The sequence below is a fragment of the Pseudomonas sp. PGPR N4 genome (assembly GCF_059693665.1).
Genome location: NZ_JCAUKV010000001.1, coordinates 608,371 through 630,780 on the forward strand (window position 1 = coordinate 608,371; position 22,410 = coordinate 630,780).

Consider the following 22,410-nt stretch of genomic DNA (forward strand, 5'->3'; position numbering starts at 1 on the left):
GCGCGCGGCAAGTATGTTAAAAACGACTTTTCAGGCTTGGATTCATAACAGCTGATTATGAATATGCTCAGGAACACATTACCTCCGCTGACCAGTTTGTTGCCGTTCGAGGCGGCCGCACGGTTGGAGAGCTTCTCCAAGGCGGCTGACGAGTTGCACATCACTCAGGCCGCCATCAGCCGGCAGATAAGGGCGCTGGAACAAGATCTGGGTGTGAAGCTCTTTGTCCGCCGCAATCGAGCAGTGTTCTTGACGGATGCGGGGCGAGCGCTGGCGGAGGCGGTAAGCACAGCATTGCGAAGCATCAGTAATCAGGCCGTGGCACTACGGCAAACCCATGGCAACGACCGGGTGGTCTTCCTGTGCCAGCTATGCGAAGCCTTTTACTGGTTGATGCCCCGTCTTGCCAGGTTCCACGAGCAATACCCGCACCTTGAGGTTCAGGTGATCACCTCGACGCGACCTCTTGGCGAATTCACTGACCACTTCGATGTAGCCTTGCAAACTACCGGACGCGCGAGCGGGCCGCACGCAGTGTGCTTTACGGCAGCCGATGAAGTGTTCCCGGTGTGCAGCCCCAGTTACCTGGCGGCTGACACGTTGTTGAGCCTTGAAGAGCTCCGCCTGCATACGCTCTTGCACTATCGCTCTACACCACAGGACTTCATTGACTGGTCAGACTGGTTAAGCGCTTTTGGCAGGGCGATAGCGCAAGATACGCCTGGGAAAATGTTTGATAGCTACCCGCTGATGCTGCAGGCAGCAGTAGCGGGGCACGGCGTGGCTCTTGGATGGCGCCACAGTGCGGGAAAACTGATCGAGGAGGGCGCTTTAATTCAAGTGTGCGCTGAATCCATTCCTCTGCCTGATGCCCTTTCTGTCTACACAGCACAAGGCGCGGCTGATCGGGCTGAAGTGCAGGCGCTGCTCGCGTGGCTCCGGGAAGAGTTGCTGGAGCGGTAATACCCGCGGGCTGGCCCCGATTAGAGTCAATGATTGCGAATCCTTGGCCTGTCCAATCATCCAGCATGGATGCAAAGCCAGTACCCCACCTGGCGTGTACATAGTAGCGTTGCGCATTCGACGAACTGCCACGGTCCGTTGTCTGTCTGCCCACGGATCGGGCCACTCACGAACTAGGATGTCAGCATGGAACGTGTTCAAGCGGTAAACCAAGCGGCGATTGATGAGGCGCTGATCGTCTTTGCTCGTTATAAGATTGGAGCGATCAGGATTTTCGACCTGGAGCGCGCCATGAGTTACGAAGTTGGCGAAGCGTTGGCCAAAACTGACCTGGTGAGGTTTTCGATTGCCAGAATGGCTTCCGGTCGTTATCGCATCAGTGATGAAGGGGAGAACGCCATTACCGAAGCCGGTCGCGCTCGCCTAGAGCGGCTGCGGGGGTAAGGAGACAAAGCGTCCTGGGAGCAGCCGATGAGCATACGCAGCCTCGTGAAAAACTTGCCGGCGGACCCTGCCAGACCAGGCTGGGTGCTCGGCTGGGGCGTGCTGCGCGACCGCCATCCGTGGCATCTGGTCGATGTATATGCCGACCAGACTACCGCCAGAATAGAATCCGAACGCCGCGGCGACAGTTACGTCGTGGAGTTCGGCTCGCACCGCATCGGCTCAAGCGATTTCATCTGCGGCGTCAGCTTGCCCGAGGGCTGACGGGCAACCAGGCCGCGGGGGATGTTAAAAGCGATAGGCAGCACGCAGCGACAGCGCATCCGAGCGCGACTGCTGCCCCAGTGCCCGCGTGCCTTGATAGCCAATCCCGGTGCTCAGCCCCGATGCCCACAGCAGATCCATCCCGAGCGACGCAGCCAGGGTGTCGTCACCGAAGCCTTCGGTGGTGATCGTGTAGGTTGAATTGCCAACATCGGCATAGCCAAGGCGGGCGCTGGATTCGGAGTTGAAGGTGTGGCTGAACTCCAGGCGCGAGCGCAACGTCAGGTAGGCCCAACTCAGCGCAATCCCGTACTGCCCACGCAGGCCAGCCACGCCCGACACCAGTGAAAAACGCTGCTGGGCGTAATCGAGGTTGTTGGCATCTGCATTCGACTCCTGATAGCCGTGCAGCCAGGTCGTAGAGGTATCCAAGCGGCCATAGGGCGATACCAGCCAGTTCTGGCTTTTCAGCTCGTAGCCAGAGCTTAGCGAGGCGAACAGCTGATCGCCGTCGCGGCTGCCTTTGGCGTAGCCGCCGGAGTCAGTCACGAAGCGCTCACTGTCGAATTGCAGGCGGCTGTAGCCGAGCAGTGCATCGACAAATACCGCGCTCGGGTGATAACTGGCATAGGCAGCCACGCTGTAAGACTTGCCGCGGTTAGTGCTGCCGGCAGAGCCGATATCACTCTTGTCGCTGCCATAGCCAACCCCCACTCCGGCTGTCAGCGCACGGCTCAAGCGAAAGTCGATCCCGCTGCTGACGCCAATCAGGGTGCTGCTGACCTTGCTGCCGCCGCGCTCGGTATTGCCGAAATCAACATAGCCCCCTGTCCATACCGATACATTGCCGCTGGCAGGCGCAGTGGGGTCATGGTCGGCTGGATCTGCATGCATCAGTTGCGGCTGGTCGTCGGCCAGCATCTGTGTGGCTGCGAGCATATCGAGATCGGTCTGCTCGCTGTCGGCCGCCTGGCCTGGCTTGTTCCGTGGGTGTGCCTGCGTGGGGTTGAAGCGCAGATTGAAGGCGTTGCGGTGCCCGTCCGGGCTATGCAGTTGCTCAAGACGGTCAGTGAAGTTGGTGACCTGCGCCCGGGCGAACTGCTGAGCACTTTGGGTCTGCGCATTGAGCACGCCGATCACTTCGGCGTCCTTGCCCGGGTCAGGCCGTGCATTGATCTGCAGGGTCAGTGTTGCAACCTGCGAGACACCCCAGGCGTTTGCCAGGGTGAAGCGCAAAGTGACGGTGCCACTGGCCCTGGCCGCTGCCGTGAATTCAAGGGCGGTCTGCTTCAGGCGTACGCTGCCCAACGCCTGCGACGGTGTGTCGAGCAGGGTTGCAGAGGTGAACGGGCCACCGCTCGCGCCCGCAGTCAGGTTCAGGGCGACACTCTGGCCGGCCGCAACCGACGCACTGACATCGGCTGCCTCGGGCGTGACGCCGTTGCTGAGCAGCGAGTAATTGGCCGTCATTTGGGTGCCGTTGGCATCGGTCACGCTGATCGAAAATGAGCCACTGCCGGTAGTAGTCGGCGTGCCGAACAGGCTGCCGGATACCGGGTCCAGCGTCAGCCCGGCCGGCAGCCCAGCCGCACTGAAGCGATAGGGGCTGACGCCGCCGCTGGCACTCACATTCTGCCGGTAGACGCTGCCCAAGGTGGCAGCGGGCAACGCGCCGGCTGCCGGAGCCAGCACCAGGGTAGCAGGGCTGACCGTGATGGAAACGCTGGCAGCAGCCGATGTGCCACTGGAATTGCTGGCACTGTAGCTGAAGCTGTCACTGCCCGAGAAACCTGCTTGGGGCGTGTAGCGAATGCTGGTGCCACTGGCGACCGCCGTGCCATGCAACGGCAACGATGTGACGGTCACGGTGGTAGCAGCGCCACCCGAGAGCCCCAAGGCAATGAGGTTGTTCGACGAGTTGGCGGCGACCACCGCGGATACCGCCGCGACCGTGGGCAAGGCGGTGCCAATGGCCAGCGTGTAGTTGGTACTGCCGGCATTGCCAACATTATCCGTGGCCGTGACTGCAACGCTATAGGCGCCGGCCAGGGTAGGTGTGCCGCTGATCACTCCGCTGCTGGTGTCGAGGGTCAAGCCGCTCGGCAAGCCGGTCGCGGCATAGTGATAAGGCGCAGTGCCGCCGGATGCCAGCAGCGAGGTGCTGTAACTGGACGCGACCGTGCCGCCGGGGAGCGGGCCGCTGGCCGGGCTGAGTGCAAGCGTCACCGCCGTGACGGTAATGGTTACAGTCGCCGGCGCAGAAGTGCCGGCCGCGTTGGTGACGGTATAACTGAAGCTGTCGACCCCGGCGAAGCCCGCTGCAGGCGTGTAGCGCAGGGCAAGGCCAGACGCCGTGGCGGTGCCATGCTGGGGCTGGCTGGCGATCGCCGCGCTGTCGGCAGGGCCGCCGGACAGGTTGAGGGTGAGCGCGTTGCCTGTGCTGTTGGCGGCAACGCTTGCCGATACGGCGCTCGCCACCGGCCCCTGCGCCACGATCGAGAGGGTGTAGTTGGTGGTGGCGGTCGCGCCATAGGCATCGGTGACGATGACCGATGGCGTGTAGCTGCCGGCAGTGGTGGGCGTCCCGCTAAGCACGCCGGAAGTGGTATTCAGCGACAGCCCCGCTGGCAGTCCGCTGGCTGCGTAGCCATAGGATGCCGTGCCCCCAGCACTGCTGATGGTCTGGCTGTAACTGCTGCCGACCTGGCCTGCGGGCAATGCACCGGCAGACGGAGTGATGATCAGTGTTGGTTGCGAGACGGTCACAGTGACCGTCGCCGGCGCAGAGGTGCCTGAACTGTTAGTCGCGGTATAGGTGAAGGTGTCGCTGCCTGAATAGCCCGCGACAGGCGTGTAACTGATGCTGGTTCCGCTCGCCGTGACTGTGCCATGGCTGGCTGCAGTAGCGACGGCGACCGAGCTGGCGGTGCCGGTAATGGCCAGGCTGATCGGGTTGTTTGTGCTGTTGGCACTCACGTCTGCCGTAACCGCACTGGCCTGCGGTGCGGCTTGGGCCCTGTCGACGGTGATGGTGTAAGACTTGGTAGTGACTCCATCTGCAGCCGTGATCAGCAGCGTGAAGACGTTCGAACCCACTGCGAGGCCGATGGGCGGGGAAGCGCTACCTGAGTTTACCGGTGTGCCATTCACTGTGACCGTGCTGTTGTTGTCTGTGGTGGTCGGTGTGAGGGAGAGGGTGCTTGTAGCGTTGGCGACCGAAGCGGTGTAGCTGGTGGTGGCCGTGCTGAAAGCTGGCGTCAGGCTGCCTGTCGAGAGCGTTAGGCTGGATAGAGTGGCATCCGTGGATACTGCACTGAGGCTGGTGCAGCTGAACACCAGGTTGCTGATCTGGCCATTGGAGGTCGTAGCCCGAATGGCTGCACCATTGGCCTCCAGGCTGCCTGCGGGGACGGTCATGCTGACCGTGTGCGGCGTATTGGTGGTGCTGTTCGCTGCGTTGTAGGTCTGAAAACCGGCAAGGCTGTAGCGAGCGAGACTAAGGCTGTCAGCAGCGGTGGGATTGCCCTGGTACGCCGCCCCGCTGTCACTGAACGTCAGCGTCAGCGCATCTCCCGGAAGAAAGTCCGAGGCGGGATATTTATTCGTACCAAATGCCAGTGAAACTGAGCCGGACAAGCTGTTGATGGCCGTACAGCCATTTGATAGCGCGAACGCTGGAACGGTGTTGAATACGGTCAACGCGGCCACGGCCACCCCAGCGCGCAGCCACTGGCCCAACGATATACGGCGCATTCATCACCCGGTGCTTAGGCTTTTATCAAGCAGTTATTGGTAGCTGGCGAAACGGATAACGCCCGTGTCTTGCCGTGAATACTCACTACAGCCTCAGAGCTGGTAGATAGAGCAGGGCGCTGATAGGGGCCAGGATGGCGCTTGGACAGTCGCTCTGAGGGATATCGGCACGTGCGTGCCGAACTTGACGCCTTCCCGTTGAGGAACGCGATAACCCGGAAACCTTGCGGCTTCATTTTCACCGTTAAAGCGAAAGTGTTGCCGGAATGCGAGGGTTTTTCTGCAGAGCTTGCCAGGTGAATATCATCGCCACGGACCACGGTGGTCCCCAAGCTCATTGTTCCGGAGAACTTATGATGGATGCGTCCGCCAAAGCGTTGGTATCAATTGCCGTACTCAAGGCCAAGCCTGGTCAACGAAAAGCCTTGAAGGATGCACTGCTGTCGTTGGTCGAACCGACCCGTGCGGAGCCGGGCAACCTGGACTATGTATTGTTCGAGCTGCGTGATGAGCGTGGCACGTTCTACATGCGCGAGGCATTCGCAGATCAGGCCGCGCTCGATGCGCATTTCGCCATGCCGTATTTCCAGCACTTTGCTGGCATCGCTGATGATCTGCTGGCTGAGCCATTGCAGCTGATCTTTCTTGAGCAGGTGTCGGCGTAGCTAGTCGTTTGGCGATATGACCGGTGCGCATCGACGTTGAACTATTCATGACGCCTGTCACCCTAACCTTGTGCAGCTATCTACCGGCTCAGGCAGACCCTGAGCCTCCCCACTGACACACGAAGGTTTGACGAACATGAAGAGTGAACAGGTTGAAGGCGTAGTAGAACAAGTTGCCGGTAAAGCCCAGAGCGCTGTCGGGAAACTGTTTGGTGATTCCAGCCTCGAGGCAGAAGGTGCGGGCCGCCAGGCATGCGGTCAAGTGACCCAGGCCTACGGCGATGCAATGAACAGCGTGTCCACCTTCGTCAAAGAAAAGCCAGTGACTGCGATGGCTATTGGCGCGATTGCCCTGTTGGTGCTGGATCGCGTTCTGCGCCGCTGAGTGCAGGCAGGAGCCTCTAGTAATTGTCCCGGTTAGCCGTTGAAGGCGAGAGGCATTGCTTGAGCTTCTGCGAGCTCCAGCATTAAACACAAACTGTACTACTGTTGGGCCTCCGTCTGATTAGCTGGAGGCTCAATTGTTTCCGCATCTCCCTGGACTATCCGTTAGCACACCGCGAGGAATCTTCTGTCCTCCTGGAAAGCAGGCCATGAGCAAAAGGGATATGATCCGGTGAGTTCCAAGGCCGCTCGCGCTGACAGTGTTAACGGCTGTGGAGTAGGGCAGTAACACACACGTCGGATAACCTGCCGGAGCGGAAGGTGCAGTAATGTTTTTAAGCCTCGAAGTGCGCAGCTATGAGCGGGACACCCCTCACCATCACCACGATCACGCTCAATTGGTCCTGCCGATTCGCGGCCGAATGGACATAGACGTAAACGGTCGCGGCGGATGTATTGATCAGTCATTGGCGGCACTTGTGGAACCTGGCTCAGAGCACTCGCAACACTGCGACATCGATAGTCGCTTTTTGGTTCTGGACTGCGCGCCTTCCACGCTGGAAACGCTCCACATCGAGCGCCTGGCTCGAAACATCTATGTGCCAATCCCCCCCGCAACGCGTCGGCTCATCGAGTTCGCCGAGTTGATAGGTCATGCGCAACTCTCCATCGCCACGTGCCAGCTGGGGCCCTTGTTGTTGTCCTCCCTGAGCCCGGACGCTACCTGTTTTACCGACCCTATGGAGCGGTTGATTGGTCGTCTTCGGAGCAATCCTGGAGCCCATTGGAACAATGAAGCCATGGCTCGGTTTGCCAACATGAGCGTGAGCCAGTTGCATCAGCGATTCCGGCAAGTGTTCAACATGAGCCCGCAGGCCTGGTTGACCGAGTTGCGTGTGCAGGAAGCGCAGCGATGGTTACGTGGAACTGCCTTGCCCATTGCTGACATAGCCTTGCGTGCGGGCTTCAGCGACCAGGCATCGCTGACACGCACCATGCAGCGCCTGAAAGCCACGACCCCGGCGGCCTACCGTCGTGCGCAGCAACAGCCTGGGTAAAGCATTCCGTAGTTACCGACAATACGCACCGAAACAGCTGCTCCAGACTTCGCTCATCAGGTTTTGGAGCGCGGGTGAAATGGGTGCAGATCGATTATTGCTGAAAGGTATCTTCTACGGGGTGTGTGCGGGTGTGTGCTGGGGGGTGATCTTCCTCGGCCCGCAACTGACCCCCGGACTGAGCGGCCTGCAATTCGCCGTGCTGAGGTTTCTTTGCTATGGCGTGATTTCCGGGGCGCTGCTCGCACCTCGCTGGAAGCGCGTGTGCGCCAAGCTCAGCAAGGCCGACTGGAAGTCGCTGTTCTGGCTCAGCCTGATAGGAAATCTCATCTACTACACGCTGGTGGGCACCGGTGTGCAGTTGGTTGGCATAGCTACAACATCGCTGATTGTCGGGCTGATTCCGGTGCTCATCACACTGGCAGGTCGGCATGACGAAAATGCCGTTCCGCTGCGCAAGCTCGTTCCTTCGCTGTGCTGTGCAGTGGGCGGGGTAACGCTCATCAGTTGGCATGCAATTACCAACGGCGACCGGACCGATATCCTCACCAACATCGCAGGGATTCTGTGCGCGGCGGGCGCGTTAGTGACCTGGAGCTGGTTCGCGGTGAGTAACGCTCGGCGTCTGGTTCAGGTCGCCAGCGTTTCCTCCAATGACTGGGCACTGCTGACAGGGGTCATGACGGGCGCTCAATCATTGCTCTTGGCGCTACCTGTGCTGGGGTGGCAGGCCGGAACGTACGGCAACACTGAATGGCTTGATTTTCTTCTGGTAGCTGGCGGGGTAGCTTTTCTGTCTTCCGTGGTGGGCGGCGCGTGCTGGAACCAGGCGAGCCGGCTCCTGCCCTTGGCACTGAGTGGGCAAGTGCTCGTGATAGAGACATTGGCGGCGCTGCTTATTGGCTTTCTATGGGCGCATCGGCTTCCTGATCCATACGAAATTGCAGCAATTGCGCTGCTGGTTACAGGTGTTGTCTGGTGCCTGAATTGTCACCGTACTCAGCATCGCCGGGATAGCCGTGTCATGCCGCTTTAGGAAGCGCACCGGGTGAGCAGTGGCAGCTACTGCCACATGACTGACCACGCTCAATGTCGCACTGAAACACTGTAAAGGACTAACAATGCTTATCGTATTCGGCGGCCTTCCAGGCATGCCGGCATTCAGTGGGAGCGACTTTTCAGCCTGCGCCGATTTGGTTCAACAGCGACGCCACAATGGCCTCGGGCCGGTCTTCTTGCATGAGATGACCGCAATTCTCGACTCGAATACAGGGCTGCTGGGCGATCAGCTCGGCAAGACGCTCGCCCTGCGCATACGGGATCCAGGCGTCTTCAGCGCCCCACAAAACCGACACCGGGCAATCAAGTCTTGTGTACAGCGGCTGAATCTCGTCAGTGAACAATTGATCCATCTGTGCGATTTGCCGATAGAACGCAGGCTGACCAACTTCACCCACCCAAGGGGCACTGTAGATGCGCAGGGCTTCTTCACTCAACGGGGTCGCTGCTGAGGTTTGCAGGTAAGCCGCCAGCAGCGCGCGGTGCATGTAATCGGGCATTCCAGCAAATGCTGCCTCGTGTTGGCGGACATGCTGGACGAACGGCGAGCCCCACGGAGCCAAAGCGACTGCGTCGAACAGGGTAAGAGACGCGTAACGCAGCCCGTTCAGGTAGTACGCTCGCAGCGCAGTAGCACCGCCGAAGTCATGTGCGAGCACGTCTGGCCGGTTCAAACCCCATTCTTTGAAGAGCGCAGTGAGCACATTGTTCTGGACGGCCAGCGAAACGTCTTGATCCGCCCTCATCTCAGACTGGCCGTACCCGACCAGATCGAAGTAGTACACGGTGCGATGGCCAGCTAGCAGGGGAACGATGCGCCTCCAGACCTGGGAGGAAAAAGGGGTCCCGTGGATGGCTACCAAGGGCGCGCCTGATCCCATCTTTCCCCACCTGACGGCGTTGCCTTCGATGATTGACGTGTAGGGTAGATCCAGCATGGTTCACCTCATATTGTTATTTAGCTAAATGACTATATGATGCCGGCATGGACAGATCAATACAGATGAAAGCGATGAGCAGCGAGGTTCGGGTAACGATACTTCGATTGCTTGCGAAGCCTCATGAACACTTTGCAGATCAGTGGTCGGCCGATCCTGCTGAACTCGGCGTTTGCATGACGCTTATTGCCAAGGCGCTGGGTGTCGCTCAGCCGACCGCAAGCCGGCATTTGGAGATTCTTGTGCAGGCCGGGTTTGTAACGGTGGCGAAGAGGCACAAGTGGTCTTACTGCAAGCGTGATGAGGTGATGATTGCCGGGTATCTTGAGTGGCTGACGCGGGAATTGGTGGTAGGGAAGGGCTCACAGCACGCGGTGTGAGCAAACTCGGTGTACGTGGAGTGAATCGCCCCGGGTTTCGTAGACACCTCTTTGCCTTAAACTGAGGCCAATTAGGAGGTGCCATGAGCAACCCGCGTTACCCCGAAGAATTCAAAATCCAAGCAGTCAATCAAGTGACCGAAAAGAAGCTGCCTGTCGCTGAGGTAGCGGCCCGTCTTGGCGTGTCGACGCATAGCCTCTATGCCTGGATAAAGCGCTACAGCAAACCTCAAGAAGAACGGCAGCAGGATGATGATCAGCACGCTGAACTGCGTCGTCTGCGAGCGGAACTCAAGCGCGTCACTGAAGAGCGAGACATATTAAAAAAGGCCGCCGCGTACTTTGCCAAGGAGTGCGGCTGAAGTACGCCTTTATCAAGCAGCGCGCGGGCGACTATTCGATTCGACGGCTTTGCCTGACGCTGAAAGTCCATCCCAGCGGTTATTACGCCTGGCTGTCTGAGCCTGAGATCCAGCAATTAGAGCGCATGGCTGCGCAAGGCTAATTCGTGACCAAAGGCTGTGAAGTCTAGAAGCACAGGGGCGATATACCGTGTTGATCGACTGCAGCACGCCTATGTACAGAGAAGGTCTAGCCTTCCAGCTTTGGAGAAAGCGAGAGGTGAGGATGAATAGCGACTTGGATGGATGGAGCCGTGATATACACCGTGTGGTTGAAGGCTTGGTCGAAGAGGTGGAGCAGATGAGGCAAGAGCAGGCAGTCGAGAAGCAGATCAGCGCTTTCATACAGCTGAACGAAAAGCTTATGAGCAACGCCACTTCCTACACGAATCTGATCATGGTGGCTGGATACGCTGGTTATTTTGCATTCTGGTCAACTTTGGCCGGGAAAATCCCAACCTGGCTGTTCAACGCCTGTGGCCTCGCGATCACAGTCTCTCTGACTCTGTTCATCAGCTGGGAGATCGTCAAAATGTTTTGGGGCGCCAAGCATATGCGAAAGACCCAGGCCATTCTTGGTAAGCGGGCGCATCCCAACGTTCTAGTGGAGTTCGAGAAAGCTTTCCAAGACTTCAGTTCTCGAACCCAGTGGGTTTGGCTGGTGTTTCTCGTACCCACCGTAGTTTCCGGCATTGCTGCTGCTTGCCTGCTGATCGGGTATTTTTGCCTTAGCTTGGCTGGAGTGATCTCGACGACGTAGCAGAAAAGCTAATTTCTTCAGCATGGACGCGTGCTCCCTCAGCCGCCTTTTATCGGATAGGCCCGGTCTTACTGAAGTAACTAGCGAGGACGGTGTCCACTCAGGCGGACGTATGCCGGGTTGGTTGGCAGGATGCTCACCGTTGAATTCAGATCGGAGTGGGTACATGTGGAAGACATCAGCAAAATGATCAATTAGTGCAAGATCTGATGGAAGCACAGCGATTGCGTTTCTGAAGGGCGCATCGAACGTGGCAGAAGTATGGCGAAGCCAATGAGACGACGCCACGCGTAATAACGTGCAAATACGGCTGAGGGGCCCCGAGTTTCTTGAGCTGCAGTGATGCAGCGATCAGCATTGGAAAACGCACGAGTGTGACCTTTGCGAATCGTGGACACTCCCCGCAAGCCCCGAAATTCAAGACCTCCAGCATTACAATTTGCACTCAGGACACTTTTTGACGGGAAGTGTCCAGATTATTTGCAAATTTTTCACATAAAGTGTCCGATTTAACTGACCGCTTGAACTGAAAGTGTCCGCATTAACCGCGCAAACTGCGGAAAGTGTCCGTATTAGCTAACGCTTTTTTAGTCGCGATGGCCAAGAACATAGAGTCCTAGGAAAAATTTTGCACAAAAAACATTTGTGATTTCGATGCGAACCTCACGAGATCGCGAATCGCATATATCGATGCCGCAGATAAGATTTTTCTCAATATATATAATAATACTCCATCTCTCGTCTCATTTGGCAAGTTTTTCATGAGGCCAGCTCAACCCCTCAAAGCCTGACACCATCGGGCCTCCAATATTTTTTAGGCGTTGAAAACAGTAAAATAAAATAGCCTAAATTGTCAGTCAATATATGCCTAATTAAACTTTAATGCTCTCCGGAGTGGGACTTGACCTTGCCGGTCTAGGAAGTAAAACTAGCTCGGCTTTCGCAGTGCCGCTCTTTAAAAACCAGCAAGTGATAACCACTACCTAAAACCAACGGGCAGATGCCATTACCCAACGGCAATTCGTCAAATGGTAGGCGGAATGACAAATCGCAACAAAACATCTGAAAAAGAGAATGAGCTATCGAAAGCGCCCTCCCTGGACGCAGAATCAAAATCGAGCTCAAAGCTAAACCTGGATAGTTCGGATAAGACCATTGCTCGCTTCGATCTTGCTAGCGACCGGATTCCGACGATCAAGCTTTATCTTTCCGGTCAAATCAGCGCTGTTGATGCGGCGAACGCGATCGGTATGAAGCCATCAGGCTTTCATAAGATTATTCGGCGAGTGAGGGCACGTGGCGGTGATCTAAGTGCCGTTACGTCCAGCATGCCCGGACGCCGTCCGACGCCGTCCGAGCTTGGGGGAGAACTTGAGGGGTTGATTGTTGACTCCATCAAGACCTACGCAGGGAAGGCAGCAACCATCGAAAGGGTTTGGGTGACCGCCCAAATGCTTGCTGACGAGCGTGGTCTCAAACGGCCTAGCTATCATGCTGTACGACGGCGGCTTTTGAAGAAGGGCAAGCGGTTCCTGGCTAACATGAAGCTAGGGAAGGTTGATGCTGCTGACATCTTCGAGGCTCGCCCCGGATACAAGGTTACGTCCCGCCCGCTTGAATGGGTTCAGATCGACCATACCCGTGTCGACATGATCGTCGTGGATGAGCAGGAGAGGACGGTGATTGATCGCCCTTGGGTTAGCTTTGCTATCTGTATACATACGAGGGCGATTGTCGGGTTTTACCTGAGCTTACTTCCGCCCAATTCTGTAACGGTAGCGATGCTGATCGAGAACTGCGTCCTTCCCAAAACGGCCATGCTCGCCAGTCTTGGGCTGGATGCAAGCGTCTGGCCTATGCACGGCGTGCCCGAGGTCATACACGCGGATAATGCGGCTGAGTTTCGCTCAGAGGTGCTGAAGGCGAGGTTAAAACGTTTCGGTGTGAGAGTTGAACACCGTGATGTCGGTAAAAAACATCAGGGAGGGCACATCGAGCGCTTGATAGGTACGATGATGCGATCTCATATCCATTTCTTGAGGGGGACAACCTATTCCAATACACAGCAGCGAGGTGATGAGAACAGTGTGGCTAGGGCATCCATCTCTATTACTGCACTTAGGAAGTTCTTCGTCTGCGCCATTCATGCTTATAACGATCGCAAGCATCCGGCCATAAAGATGTTTCCCTCCCAAAAATGGGATGAGCATTTTGGGAAGCATTCACAGCCTCGTCAGATCGACGAGTCTTTGCATGAAGGATTTCGGTACGCACTTTACCCAGAAAGGCCGAAGCTCATCCGCGCAGGTGGGATCGAAATGCACGGGCGATTCTACTATGCACCGTGCCTGCAGAACAAAGTGCGAGAAGAACTGGTAGTTAAGTACGACCCAAATGATCTTTCGAAGATATTCGTAGATCTTGAAGGAGATGGTACCTACGTAAGTGTACCAGAGTACAGAAATCAGATGCGGCGTAGCCACGACTATGCCCTGTACAGGGTTGAGCGGCAGGAGAAGGGTGAGCGGGATGGCACCTACTCTGCTGATGCGACCGCTTCTCTTGCTTTGGGCAATGCAATCGTCCAAGAAGAGTACCGGCGGACTGCTCAAAGCAAGCGCCAAGCTGCCAAAGCGGCGGGCAAACGCGATCAGCGGAATTATACTGAGTCGCTTGATTCCAGGTCTCAAGTCAATACGCAAGCCAAACCGGAGTTTACGGATCAAACGGAACACTTGGATAACTTCCTTGACAATGCTGCAACTGCCAAGCCCGCCAGCATCGCATCCCCCAGAAAGCCCGAAAACGCCACAACTCCTAAACCCGAAGTTTCAAAAGTTCGGAAAGGGCGTGCGGCACTTCGAGCTGTTGGGGGAGAACGAAAGGCCGCGGAGCGTCCCTGGCAGGGCTTTTCGAGGAGCAGCACGGCAGAGCAGATCGACTTTGATGCGCCACCGACTCTCTACTGAAGCTGGCCTGACCTTATGAATGACTGAGACTCCGCCTCAGACTTAGATCCAGCCAAGACTCACCCCAGACTCACCCCAAACCCAGTCCCTGAATTCAACATCAGGCTCCAAATCACCGATCCAATCAACAAGAGTGAGGTAAAGAAACCACAATAGTTACTGTTCCAACTTATACATCCTGCAAGCAGGGTGCTTAAGATCGTGGTTATCACCATTCGGTCTGCTTGCGCAGAAAATGCTGTTGGTTGGATACAGAGTAAAGATCAATCAGTATTTAAGCAACGCATCTGCCAAGGCGCTACAAAGCGCTACAATAACAAGCCTGTTAACTCATCGACACAGCCAAAACTTCAGCTCAAAGATACAGCTGAGGCTTCAGTGTGTCTTTTTATCCTCAATACGTCTTATACATTATATCTGGAGATAAATTATGGATCTTTCTCATGTGCACCACAGCTGCCACAAACTGTTTGAACTGAGCAATCATGATCGGGCTATGTCCTGCCTGAAAGATTTTTTCGTTCCGCACCACTCCGCCGAGCGATTGTTCAAAAAGATGGACATGATCATGTCCATGCCAAGGAAGGTTGTTGCCCCTTGCTTGCTGTGTTTGGGTAAGGGGGGCGTCGGAAAGACGAGCATGATCGAGGAGCTTGGACGCAGGAATATCACTTCTGTGAACCGAATTGTCACCGTGACGATGCACCAAAACGCGGACAACATGGGTCTGAAGGAGCTGATACTTGCCGAAATGGGGTTGGACACGAGCCGTAGAGCCCGCCAGTCCCGGAGGATCAGTCCGGATCTCCAGCATCTCATCAAAAGCCAGAACATCAAAGCCATTGTCATTGATGAGGTGCATGATGCGCTGACACTCTCGCCTTTCCAGCGAAAGGTCAACCTGTCGCTGTTGAAGAACCTTTCCGGTTCCACTTATGGCCTTTCGGTATTCGCCTTTGGTGTGCCTGACGCCGCCCGCTTCTTAAGGGAGGATCCGCAACTCGCTCGTCGTTATGCAGTTCACGACTTGGAAACTTGGTCGAATGGCCAAGATGTTCGGAATTTCGTGTTCAGCTATATCCACCGGCTGCCCCTGAAAAAGCCGACGGACTTTCGTGACCAGGAACTCTGCTTGGCCATTGTCGAGAAGTCGCTGGGGATCACCGACAACATCGTCAAGATTCTGCAGGCATCGGCTTGGGCTGCAATCGCAGACGGTACCGAACGCATCACGCTCAAGCATGTCCGTGACGTGGAAGCCATCATGGCGATGGAACTGGGAACGAGTTTGCAGGGCCTGCACGACGTGAGCATGGAGAAGGACTGCGCGTAATGACGCCCTCTCAAGCTAAAGCTCTAGCTCGAGAAGTATTGGAGGACGATTTCGTCCTCCCGTATTTTTCAACGGAACAGCTGGTCATGATGAAGACTTTAGAACAATCCATCTGGCCCAGAAACCTACCCCCTCAATCAAATGCAGAGGCAAATACAGAAACAAATACAGAGTCAAACGTGATGCTGCTGGATGGTGTTTCAGGATGCGGCATCACAACATTATTCAGAACGCTGCATCAGCGCCACCCCAGTAGCACTCAGCTACTGCAGGGTGATGTTTACATTGGCGGATCAGAATTTTTGGATCATTTGTCTGATGCATTCCATGTCAGGCGTAAGTACCATCCCAAAAAAAGGGTACTGGCGCCAAATTTGGTACGGACTTTGTCACTCTCATCTCAAAAAATGATTTTGGTCGATGATCTAGATGTCTTGGCGAGTGACATTGATGACTATGATACAGTTTTCGGTGTTATTCGTCTTCTCTCAGAAGAAATTCGAGATCTCAAGTTTGTAATTTCAACGCGCAGTGCTCTACTGCAGAAAAGGTTCGACAGGTACTTGCGGCTTGGTTGGCGCCGCTACACATTAAGGCAGCGGCTGACAGATGAAGAATACCATGAGTTCGCGAATCGACTATGGGGGAGGTTGAATTGTGATTACTCGCTCAGCCTTACTGCAGAAAGCCTTATAGTCCCAGAGCCAAAATTTGGCTTAGACATTCAGGACGTCAATAGGTCACTCAGGCTGAAACTAGTTGAGCGCTTCCTTCACCAGCAAAGCGCAGTGGCGGCGCTCAGCACGACGAATGATTTAAATGAGTACGAAAGTTATGTCCTCCAGTTTCTCTACACATGAGGTCTACCCGGGGCCTTCTTCTAACCCTTATTCTAAACTTTATCCTGAACCTTATCCTGATGAAACGCTTTCATCCTGGATGTACAGAGTGCGTGAAGTCCGGCCTGAGCCTGAAGTGCGAGCGTTTTGGGGAATGCCATCCGACGCGTGGGAAAGCTCAACGCTACGCGCACCCTACATCGAAGCGCTAGGAGGCAGAGGCAAAGACTATGATTTTGACTTCAGTCTACCAGGGGTCAGGGCCTTTGCAGAATGCTACGAAATCTCGATGGAGTGGATCGAATCCATGTTCCGTCCCTCTGAGGCTCAAATCATACCGATCTGCTTTCGATCAGATTACTGCCTTACTTGCATGGAGGAATCGGTGACGGCAACGGGTTTTCCAGTTTATCTCAGAAGCTGGCGATACTTATTGAAGCCGTTTTGTCAGGTGCATGGCTGTGTACTGCGTAGCGCTGGAAATTATCTGCATGACTCAGTGGATTTTGCGATGGATGTTTTCGAGTACGACAGCGCTCGTGGTCATGAACTGGAGCGGGAAACGAAATGGCTCGAGAAGGATAGTGCAGTGCAGCTACTTGGCAGGATGGTCGTTGAACGCGCATATAAATTAATGAAAGGTTGTCACGATCAGGCAGTGCAGCGTAACGCTGAAAACTTTTTGTTGACGCTTCTTCGCCTTTCAATGAGGGCCGAGATCATGGGTAATTACACGTCAGTGCTGAAGTTCATGGTTCAGTCGAGTAGTGAATTTGATAATACAAATGGAATTGCCCTGTTTCATCAGTTGCCATTGCGCGTCACGGCGATCGCCCGCGCTCGGGCTTTTTACCTGATAGGCCTGTTATTGGGGTGGATTACCGACGAGCAAGCCGCGGATGCTCGGCCAGATCATGACTTTTATCTGAGCACCTCGGGATCTTCATTATGGCGACGACTTGACTTGACGCAGGGCGTTCGTACGGTACTACAGATGTACAGCACTGATTTGTTGGGCGTATCTTCTTTGAAAGGGTGGGGGTAATAGCGTGTATAAATATCTCGTACCCCTTTACTGGGTTTCTAGTTTACGCATCCGTACGGTGCACGCTAACAACTACGCTCTCACGCCAGTCTGTTTCTTGATTGATAGCGCCACTGGTATGATCATTTCGTACAGCTTTAGCTATGGCTTGCCACCTTGCAAACTGCACTACCTCGCACAGCTGGCGTTTCAGGAAAAAATGGCTCGGCCAACAGCAGCCAAAAAATTGTACAGGAGTGCGTCAGGGGACATACCTTTGGCGAGGCGGAAAGTTGAGATTGATAGATACCAGTTGTCTCTTGAAACATACAAATATCCTAGACCTAATACATTCGACTGGCCAAAGGCTGGTATGCTTATAGCGCATCTTTTTTATGATTGGGATTATTCGATGCTCAGCGAGCTTGATAGTTTCCAAGTAATTAATTCAAGCCAGCTTGTCCGGATGTTAGATTGTGTAGTAGGTCGCTTCAATAGTGCCGTCGACTCCGGTGTTGTCACCTTCTCTGACGTCTGAGCCCGAGCGTTCTGACATGTGCTATCACCAGTTTGCGTGCTTGTATTTTGGCTGTGCTCACCTGCTAATCCCTATAAGGGGTTCACAAGGTGACCCGCACCATAGCATGGGGTCAAGCGCCCTTATTGACATAAACTGCTTCTGGCGTCTTCCACAGCTTGCTCACTGTCGACTTTGCGAGTCCCAGAAGCTGCGCGGTCTCTTTCTGCGTCCTTCCTTCAGCCTTGCACTGAAGCACCGCCGCTCGATTGGCAGCGCCTGATCGAATGCGACCGTGCGCTGATTGAAGCTTGCCGTCGGTGAACTCGCCGTCGAGCTTGCCCAGGACGCCTAGCTTCTCAAGCTTGGTGATCTCGCCGGCCAAGTCTTTCAAAAATTCCTTTGGGGTTTGGCTTCGGACATGAGCGCTGGCCACGGCCACGAGCGCTACAAGATCAACGTCCAATGCAATGGCGATGTCTTCGAGCGAGGACAGGGTAGGGCTGCTTTTCGCGCGCTCGATATTGTTCATATGACGCGCCTCGACCCGGCCATGAAAGTCTTCCTGGGACAGATTCCGGGCGGTGCGTGTCAGCCTCAAGACGGCGGCCAGCGGTTCTCTCAACGACATTTGGAATACCCAAAGCCGAGGATAAAGCCATATTGCGCGGTTCGACTCCATGCAATATAGTGCTGTGAAATGAACTGTCAGGCGCGCTTGGTGCGCTGTTCTGATCGAGGAAGAGAGGGCTGGGATGCTTCCGCTCCATTGCGCCGGCAGTCCCATCACGCGTGCGCTCTGTAACCAGTCTGCGTCAATTTATAGCTAAACCCTCAAGGTCAGCGTTTTGAGAATCAGAATCTACTCAGACCTCCACGCCGAGATCCACCGTTTCGACCCGCCGCCCCTCGATGCTGGGGTTGATCTGGTAATTCTCGCAGGGGATATCAACAAGAAGGCCAGGGGCGTCCAGTGGGCCAATGACACCTTCGCCTGCGAGGTCGCATACATCGCAGGGAACCACGAGTACTACGACGGCCACATCGATCGCAGCCTGGAGAAGATGAAGGACGCCGCGGCCGGCCATGTCCACGTGTTGGAAAACGAAACCATGATGCTGGGTGACGTGAGAGTTCTTGGCACCACAGCGTGGACTGACTTCACCTCCACAGGGGATCAGCTCGCGGCTAGCAGTGCTGCCAGGCAATGCATGAATGACTTCAAGTACATCAGGGCCGATTTGAACTACAGACGGTTGAGACCGGACGACCTGGTTACCCGGAACCACATCGCATGGGATTGGCTCACCCAAGAGCTTGCTAGACCATTTGGCGGCAAAACGGTTGTCGTGACCCACCATTCTCCCTCTCCGCTTGCGATTAGAAGCAATCATGATGGGCACCTCACAGCAGCCTACACCAATGACTGGCACAGCTTGGTGCCGCTGGCGGACGTATGGGTATTTGGTCACACACATGAAGCCATTGATATGGACTTGGCCGGCTGCCGGGTCATATCTAACCCTCGTGGCTACCCCAATGAGGATACCGGGTTTGACCCTTACTTCGAGATTCAAATCTGATGGCCAATTCGTGATGAAGTCCTTTCTCGAGCTAGCTTTTGCCCCCGGATCGCTTGAGCAGGACGTTCCTTCAGAGGTGATCCAGGCGCAGGGCATCGACTGGGGTGTGATGGTCGACGCTTACCTCATCAACGCTGCCAGGGTAGGGCAGAGCTACGCGGCGCTCGTTTACAACGATCAGTCAAACGTGAGCTCGAACGGAATGACTGTTGCCACCCCTCCATTAGTACTGGTCGAGTCGAGGGAGGGCTTCAAGCTAATGCGTAGCCTAAGTGGTCAAGACCACTTTGTGATTGCTAGCGAGCTAAGTGAACCGCGGTGAGCATCTGCGTTTGGCTGACTCGCCATCCATTTTGAACGCGTTCTCAAGCTGCCCGATCAGGCGGTGCGCATTTTATGTGTCCCGCTGACACCGCCTGGTGAGCTGTTCGTGTACGTGTGTTCAGGCGGCCTCAGGCTGCCGGCGGCCCCAAGATTAAATGCACTAAGGAAAATGCATGTCTGATCTGAAGAAAATGACACTCGCTGTCAAGAATTATCATCTCCAAGCCAGTGGCGACCTGGATGCCCTTTATACTCAGGTGCGGTGTGAAGACGGCGAGGGCAAAACGTTTCATTTCAAAGAAGTTGTTATGCTGCGCTACTTGCAAAGACATGGTGCCATGTCGACTGACAGCCCCAGAGTTTGGTACTACAAGCATCTTGGTAAAAAATCAATCGTTCTTGTAGCATGCGAGAAGAGTAACGGAAAGGTTGAGTATGATCTCGATCATATGAAGCTCGTGGCCAAATCCAGTGTGCTGAAGGGGATTGTGTTCACTTTGGCAGCAGTTCCTGCTGGGCTAATCATCGCAACAGCCACATACGGCCTCGGCCTTCTAGTTATCCCCGTAGGCCTGTTTTACGGATATAGAAGTATTTTTAAAATTCCTGGAATGCTTCGCCGCAAAACCCTAGTAAACGATCTTGCAAGCCATGGTATTGTGGTTCGTTAGCCGAAAAGGGCCACTGATCGCTTGGGCGAATGTATATCATTGACGAGAGCCAAATGGTCGATGGGGTGATTTTCGACGCCTTCGGGACGCTTGTTGAGATTCGGAACCATCAGAACCCCTACCGACGCCTTTTGCGACTGGGATCCCAGCAGGGCCGCGCCGCTTCACCTGACGATATTCGCTGGATCATGACCCACGGCCATGGGATCGAGGGCACCGCGGCTGCTTTTGGAATCAAACTCAAGTCTACCCAGCTGATCGAGCTTCAGAACATGCTTGATCGTGAGCTTGAGTCGATCAAGTGCTTTGAGGACGCTATGCCTGCCATTGAGCGTCTCCAAAAGCATGGGATCAAAGTCGGGGTGTGCTCAAACTTGGCCGGGCCTTACTGCTCACCGGTCAAGAGTCTGCTTCCTGGGCTGGATGCTTATGCGCTCAGCGCTGAAACAGGTGTACTCAAGCCAGATCCGGAAATGTACCGGAGCGTTTGCGTGATGCTTGGCGTCTCTCCCGGCCAGGTCTTGGGATCTGAAACCGCCCAAGTGCTGATGATTGGTGATTCCAAACGATGTGACGAGGATGGGCCGCGTTCTTTTGGAGTCGTTGGATATCACTTGGATCGCAAAGGAGCAGGGCGCTTCCGGAGTCTGATCGAGTTCACTAGTGCCATTACACAGGCCTGGCGGTGAACCCGATCACTTAGGTTTCAAAAGCGTTACGCTGTTGCTGTTAAGCGGCTATGAATCCAGTCTAAGCTGGTACTCAGTAAGAATTTAAATCGCTGTCCTTTTCGATGCATTTTACAGCAAGCCAGCGTATCAATGGGGCAACCCATCGTAGCGCTTGTGATTCAGCGGTGTACGGCTCGAACGTGGGGGTCAATTGCCGTTTACGAGTCTTCTTTGAATGTACTACTGCGCATCGAATTTCGTAAAGCCAACGAGCTAGGTCTTTACCTGCGCCTGTCGTATCATCGTACTTATTTATTTTAATGCCTGAAGATGTAGGTAGGTCTGCTTTAATGAGGGCGATTTCTTTAGCGCCAAGGCTTCCAATGAATCCGCTGACTTCTTGGTCTGTAACTAGCAGTTCCACTACGCATTCTAACTGGTTTTTTTCTGAGCGAGCATCTTTTCCAAGAATGCCAGGGGCTTCCTCGAAATAGTACTCCAGTACATTGTAGAAACCCACAAAACTCTTAAGTGCATTTAGCTCATGCAGCCCTGAGAAATAGTGTGACAACATGACGGGGTTGTGGAATTTTGTCGCAACAATACGTTCCACTGGAAGAGAGTGGTCACCGCGCCAACCTAAGGTAGCCGATTCTGCCTGCTCAGATATTTGACGAAGAGATAGATCGGTAAGCGCCATGGCTGAATCGTAGTCAATTAGGCTTAATTCAGGTTTTACGACCCTCATTTTACCCATGTAGCCATCGCGGTTGGCGCTCGGCATTATTATTGCCATTACCTTTTTTTCTAGAACGCCAGTAACGTTTTCTATGTGGCGGTGCAAACTATCTTTAATATAGTTTCGCCCTATGTCCCAATCTTGCAGATCCACCGTGTCACCTGGGTCAATGGCTTCAATCGAGTGCACGGCTTCGTCATTCAGAACGTCTGCAACAAGAACTTTTGTCAGTCCGCGATCCGCAAGTAGATAGTGGTCGCGTGCATCGTCCTGCCAGAACTTACCCTCTAGAACCTTAAAGCTCATGCGGGATTCAGGGTATCTCTTGCTATATTCGAAGAGGTAGTTGTCAATGAGGAATTCAATTTTATCATCAGATAATACGTCTTGATCTTTCTCAAATCGAACCTGGGCAACGGAGTCTAGGTGGTCTAGATAATAAAATGCTTGCGCCGTAAGCGCGGGCTCACCGTGTACGATGGGGTGGATAATTGCAGGAGCAGTTAGTCCGGAACATACAACTACCTTACTTAGCCCTATTCCGTTTTCAAGTTGAAGCAGTCTATTGATGGCCATAAATTATTCCTCATGAAATACCTGTCTAGGCCTACACGAAATCTCACTTAGCCCAGCGTTGCGATCATCCGTGTCAGTCATTGGTTGCTTAACGG

At 54.8% G+C, this 22,410-nt stretch carries 22 protein-coding genes and 1 pseudogene; 19 read left to right on the forward strand and 4 right to left on the reverse strand.

Features of this window, described 5'->3' with window-relative positions:
* Positions 1-57: 57 nt before the first annotated feature.
* From AC58X1_RS02710 to AC58X1_RS02720, 3 genes are all read left to right on the forward strand, one after another.
* Positions 58-963 carry a LysR substrate-binding domain-containing protein gene (locus AC58X1_RS02710; protein ID WP_497428250.1) on the forward strand — a complete coding sequence of 302 codons (906 nt, stop codon included), beginning with the start codon at positions 58-60 and terminating at the stop codon, positions 961-963.
* 186 nt (positions 964-1,149) lie between these two features.
* Positions 1,150-1,407: a hypothetical protein gene (locus AC58X1_RS02715; protein ID WP_181106362.1), complete on the forward strand. Its 258-nt coding sequence runs from the start codon at positions 1,150-1,152 to the stop codon at positions 1,405-1,407.
* Positions 1,408-1,434: 27 nt separating this feature from the next.
* Complete coding sequence (locus AC58X1_RS02720) at positions 1,435-1,671, forward strand: hypothetical protein (RefSeq protein ID WP_497428251.1); 237 nt, start codon at positions 1,435-1,437, stop codon at positions 1,669-1,671.
* 24 nt (positions 1,672-1,695) lie between these two features.
* Here the strand turns inward: AC58X1_RS02720 and AC58X1_RS02725 are convergent, their stop codons facing one another.
* Complete coding sequence (locus AC58X1_RS02725; RefSeq protein WP_497428252.1) at positions 1,696-5,424, reverse strand: autotransporter domain-containing protein; 3,729 nt, start codon at positions 5,422-5,424, stop codon at positions 1,696-1,698.
* A gap of 356 nt (positions 5,425-5,780) precedes the next feature.
* Between AC58X1_RS02725 and AC58X1_RS02730 the strand changes: the two genes are divergently transcribed.
* The 4 genes from AC58X1_RS02730 (at position 5,781) to AC58X1_RS02745 (ending at position 8,567) form a co-directional block, all read left to right on the forward strand.
* Entirely contained in the window at positions 5,781-6,089 is a 309-nt protein-coding gene (locus AC58X1_RS02730; RefSeq protein WP_188036364.1) for a putative quinol monooxygenase, read from the forward strand.
* Positions 6,090-6,225: 136 nt separating this feature from the next.
* Entirely contained in the window at positions 6,226-6,474 is a 249-nt protein-coding gene (locus AC58X1_RS02735) for a CsbD family protein (protein WP_101319281.1), read from the forward strand.
* Positions 6,475-6,802: 328 nt separating this feature from the next.
* Positions 6,803-7,531 carry a helix-turn-helix transcriptional regulator gene (locus tag AC58X1_RS02740; protein ID WP_401180408.1) on the forward strand — a complete coding sequence of 243 codons (729 nt, stop codon included), beginning with the start codon at positions 6,803-6,805 and terminating at the stop codon, positions 7,529-7,531.
* A gap of 79 nt (positions 7,532-7,610) precedes the next feature.
* Complete coding sequence (locus AC58X1_RS02745; protein ID WP_497428759.1) at positions 7,611-8,567, forward strand: DMT family transporter; 957 nt, start codon at positions 7,611-7,613, stop codon at positions 8,565-8,567.
* Between the two features lie 142 nt (positions 8,568-8,709).
* Here AC58X1_RS02745 and AC58X1_RS02750 read toward each other — a convergent pair whose 3' ends face one another.
* A complete protein-coding gene (locus tag AC58X1_RS02750) occupies positions 8,710-9,528 on the reverse strand; it encodes an alpha/beta fold hydrolase (RefSeq protein ID WP_497428253.1) in 819 nt (272 codons plus the stop codon).
* A gap of 65 nt (positions 9,529-9,593) precedes the next feature.
* Here AC58X1_RS02750 and AC58X1_RS02755 point away from each other — a divergent pair, with 65 nt between their 5' ends.
* The 8 genes and pseudogenes from AC58X1_RS02755 (at position 9,594) to AC58X1_RS02790 (ending at position 17,772) form a co-directional block, all read left to right on the forward strand.
* On the forward strand, positions 9,594-9,908 hold the full coding sequence (locus AC58X1_RS02755; RefSeq protein WP_497428254.1) for an ArsR/SmtB family transcription factor: 315 nt from the start codon (positions 9,594-9,596) through the stop codon (positions 9,906-9,908).
* Positions 9,909-9,991: 83 nt separating this feature from the next.
* A pseudogene (locus AC58X1_RS02760) lies at positions 9,992-10,377 on the forward strand (transposase); the annotation flags it as partial.
* A 158-nt stretch (positions 10,378-10,535) separates the two neighbouring features.
* Positions 10,536-11,069, forward strand: a complete 534-nt coding sequence (locus AC58X1_RS02765) for a hypothetical protein (RefSeq protein WP_497428255.1) — start codon at positions 10,536-10,538, stop codon at positions 11,067-11,069.
* Positions 11,070-12,109: 1,040 nt separating this feature from the next.
* Positions 12,110-14,038 (forward strand): transposase, encoded by a 1,929-nt coding sequence (locus AC58X1_RS02770; RefSeq protein WP_497428256.1) that lies wholly within the window; start codon positions 12,110-12,112, stop codon positions 14,036-14,038.
* A gap of 430 nt (positions 14,039-14,468) precedes the next feature.
* Positions 14,469-15,371, forward strand: coding sequence for a TniB family NTP-binding protein (locus tag AC58X1_RS02775; RefSeq protein WP_497428257.1), 903 nt, complete (start codon positions 14,469-14,471; stop codon positions 15,369-15,371).
* Positions 15,371-16,231 (forward strand): hypothetical protein, encoded by an 861-nt coding sequence (locus AC58X1_RS02780; protein ID WP_497428258.1) that lies wholly within the window; start codon positions 15,371-15,373, stop codon positions 16,229-16,231. Before AC58X1_RS02775 ends, AC58X1_RS02780 begins: the two co-directional genes overlap by 1 nt.
* On the forward strand, positions 16,206-17,255 hold the full coding sequence (locus AC58X1_RS02785) for a TniQ family protein (protein ID WP_497428259.1): 1,050 nt from the start codon (positions 16,206-16,208) through the stop codon (positions 17,253-17,255). Before AC58X1_RS02780 ends, AC58X1_RS02785 begins: the two co-directional genes overlap by 26 nt.
* A gap of 118 nt (positions 17,256-17,373) precedes the next feature.
* Positions 17,374-17,772 (forward strand): hypothetical protein, encoded by a 399-nt coding sequence (locus AC58X1_RS02790; protein ID WP_497428260.1) that lies wholly within the window; start codon positions 17,374-17,376, stop codon positions 17,770-17,772.
* Between the two features lie 112 nt (positions 17,773-17,884).
* On the opposite strand, the gene AC58X1_RS02795 is transcribed toward AC58X1_RS02790, so the two are convergent.
* Positions 17,885-18,283, reverse strand: coding sequence for a helix-turn-helix domain-containing protein (locus AC58X1_RS02795; RefSeq protein ID WP_497428261.1), 399 nt, complete (start codon positions 18,281-18,283; stop codon positions 17,885-17,887).
* A gap of 316 nt (positions 18,284-18,599) precedes the next feature.
* Here AC58X1_RS02795 and AC58X1_RS02800 point away from each other — a divergent pair, with 316 nt between their 5' ends.
* From AC58X1_RS02800 to AC58X1_RS02815, 4 genes are all read left to right on the forward strand, one after another.
* On the forward strand, positions 18,600-19,334 hold the full coding sequence (locus AC58X1_RS02800) for a metallophosphoesterase (RefSeq protein ID WP_497428262.1): 735 nt from the start codon (positions 18,600-18,602) through the stop codon (positions 19,332-19,334).
* Positions 19,335-19,347: 13 nt separating this feature from the next.
* A complete protein-coding gene (locus AC58X1_RS02805) occupies positions 19,348-19,656 on the forward strand; it encodes a hypothetical protein (RefSeq protein ID WP_497428263.1) in 309 nt (102 codons plus the stop codon).
* Positions 19,657-19,831: 175 nt separating this feature from the next.
* Positions 19,832-20,329 carry a hypothetical protein gene (locus AC58X1_RS02810; RefSeq protein WP_411561647.1) on the forward strand — a complete coding sequence of 166 codons (498 nt, stop codon included), beginning with the start codon at positions 19,832-19,834 and terminating at the stop codon, positions 20,327-20,329.
* Positions 20,330-20,358: 29 nt separating this feature from the next.
* Entirely contained in the window at positions 20,359-21,018 is a 660-nt protein-coding gene (locus AC58X1_RS02815) for an HAD family hydrolase (protein ID WP_497428264.1), read from the forward strand.
* Between the two features lie 73 nt (positions 21,019-21,091).
* Here AC58X1_RS02815 and AC58X1_RS02820 read toward each other — a convergent pair whose 3' ends face one another.
* Positions 21,092-22,315: a hypothetical protein gene (locus AC58X1_RS02820; RefSeq protein WP_497428265.1), complete on the reverse strand. Its 1,224-nt coding sequence runs from the start codon at positions 22,313-22,315 to the stop codon at positions 21,092-21,094.
* Positions 22,316-22,410 lie beyond the last annotated feature (95 nt).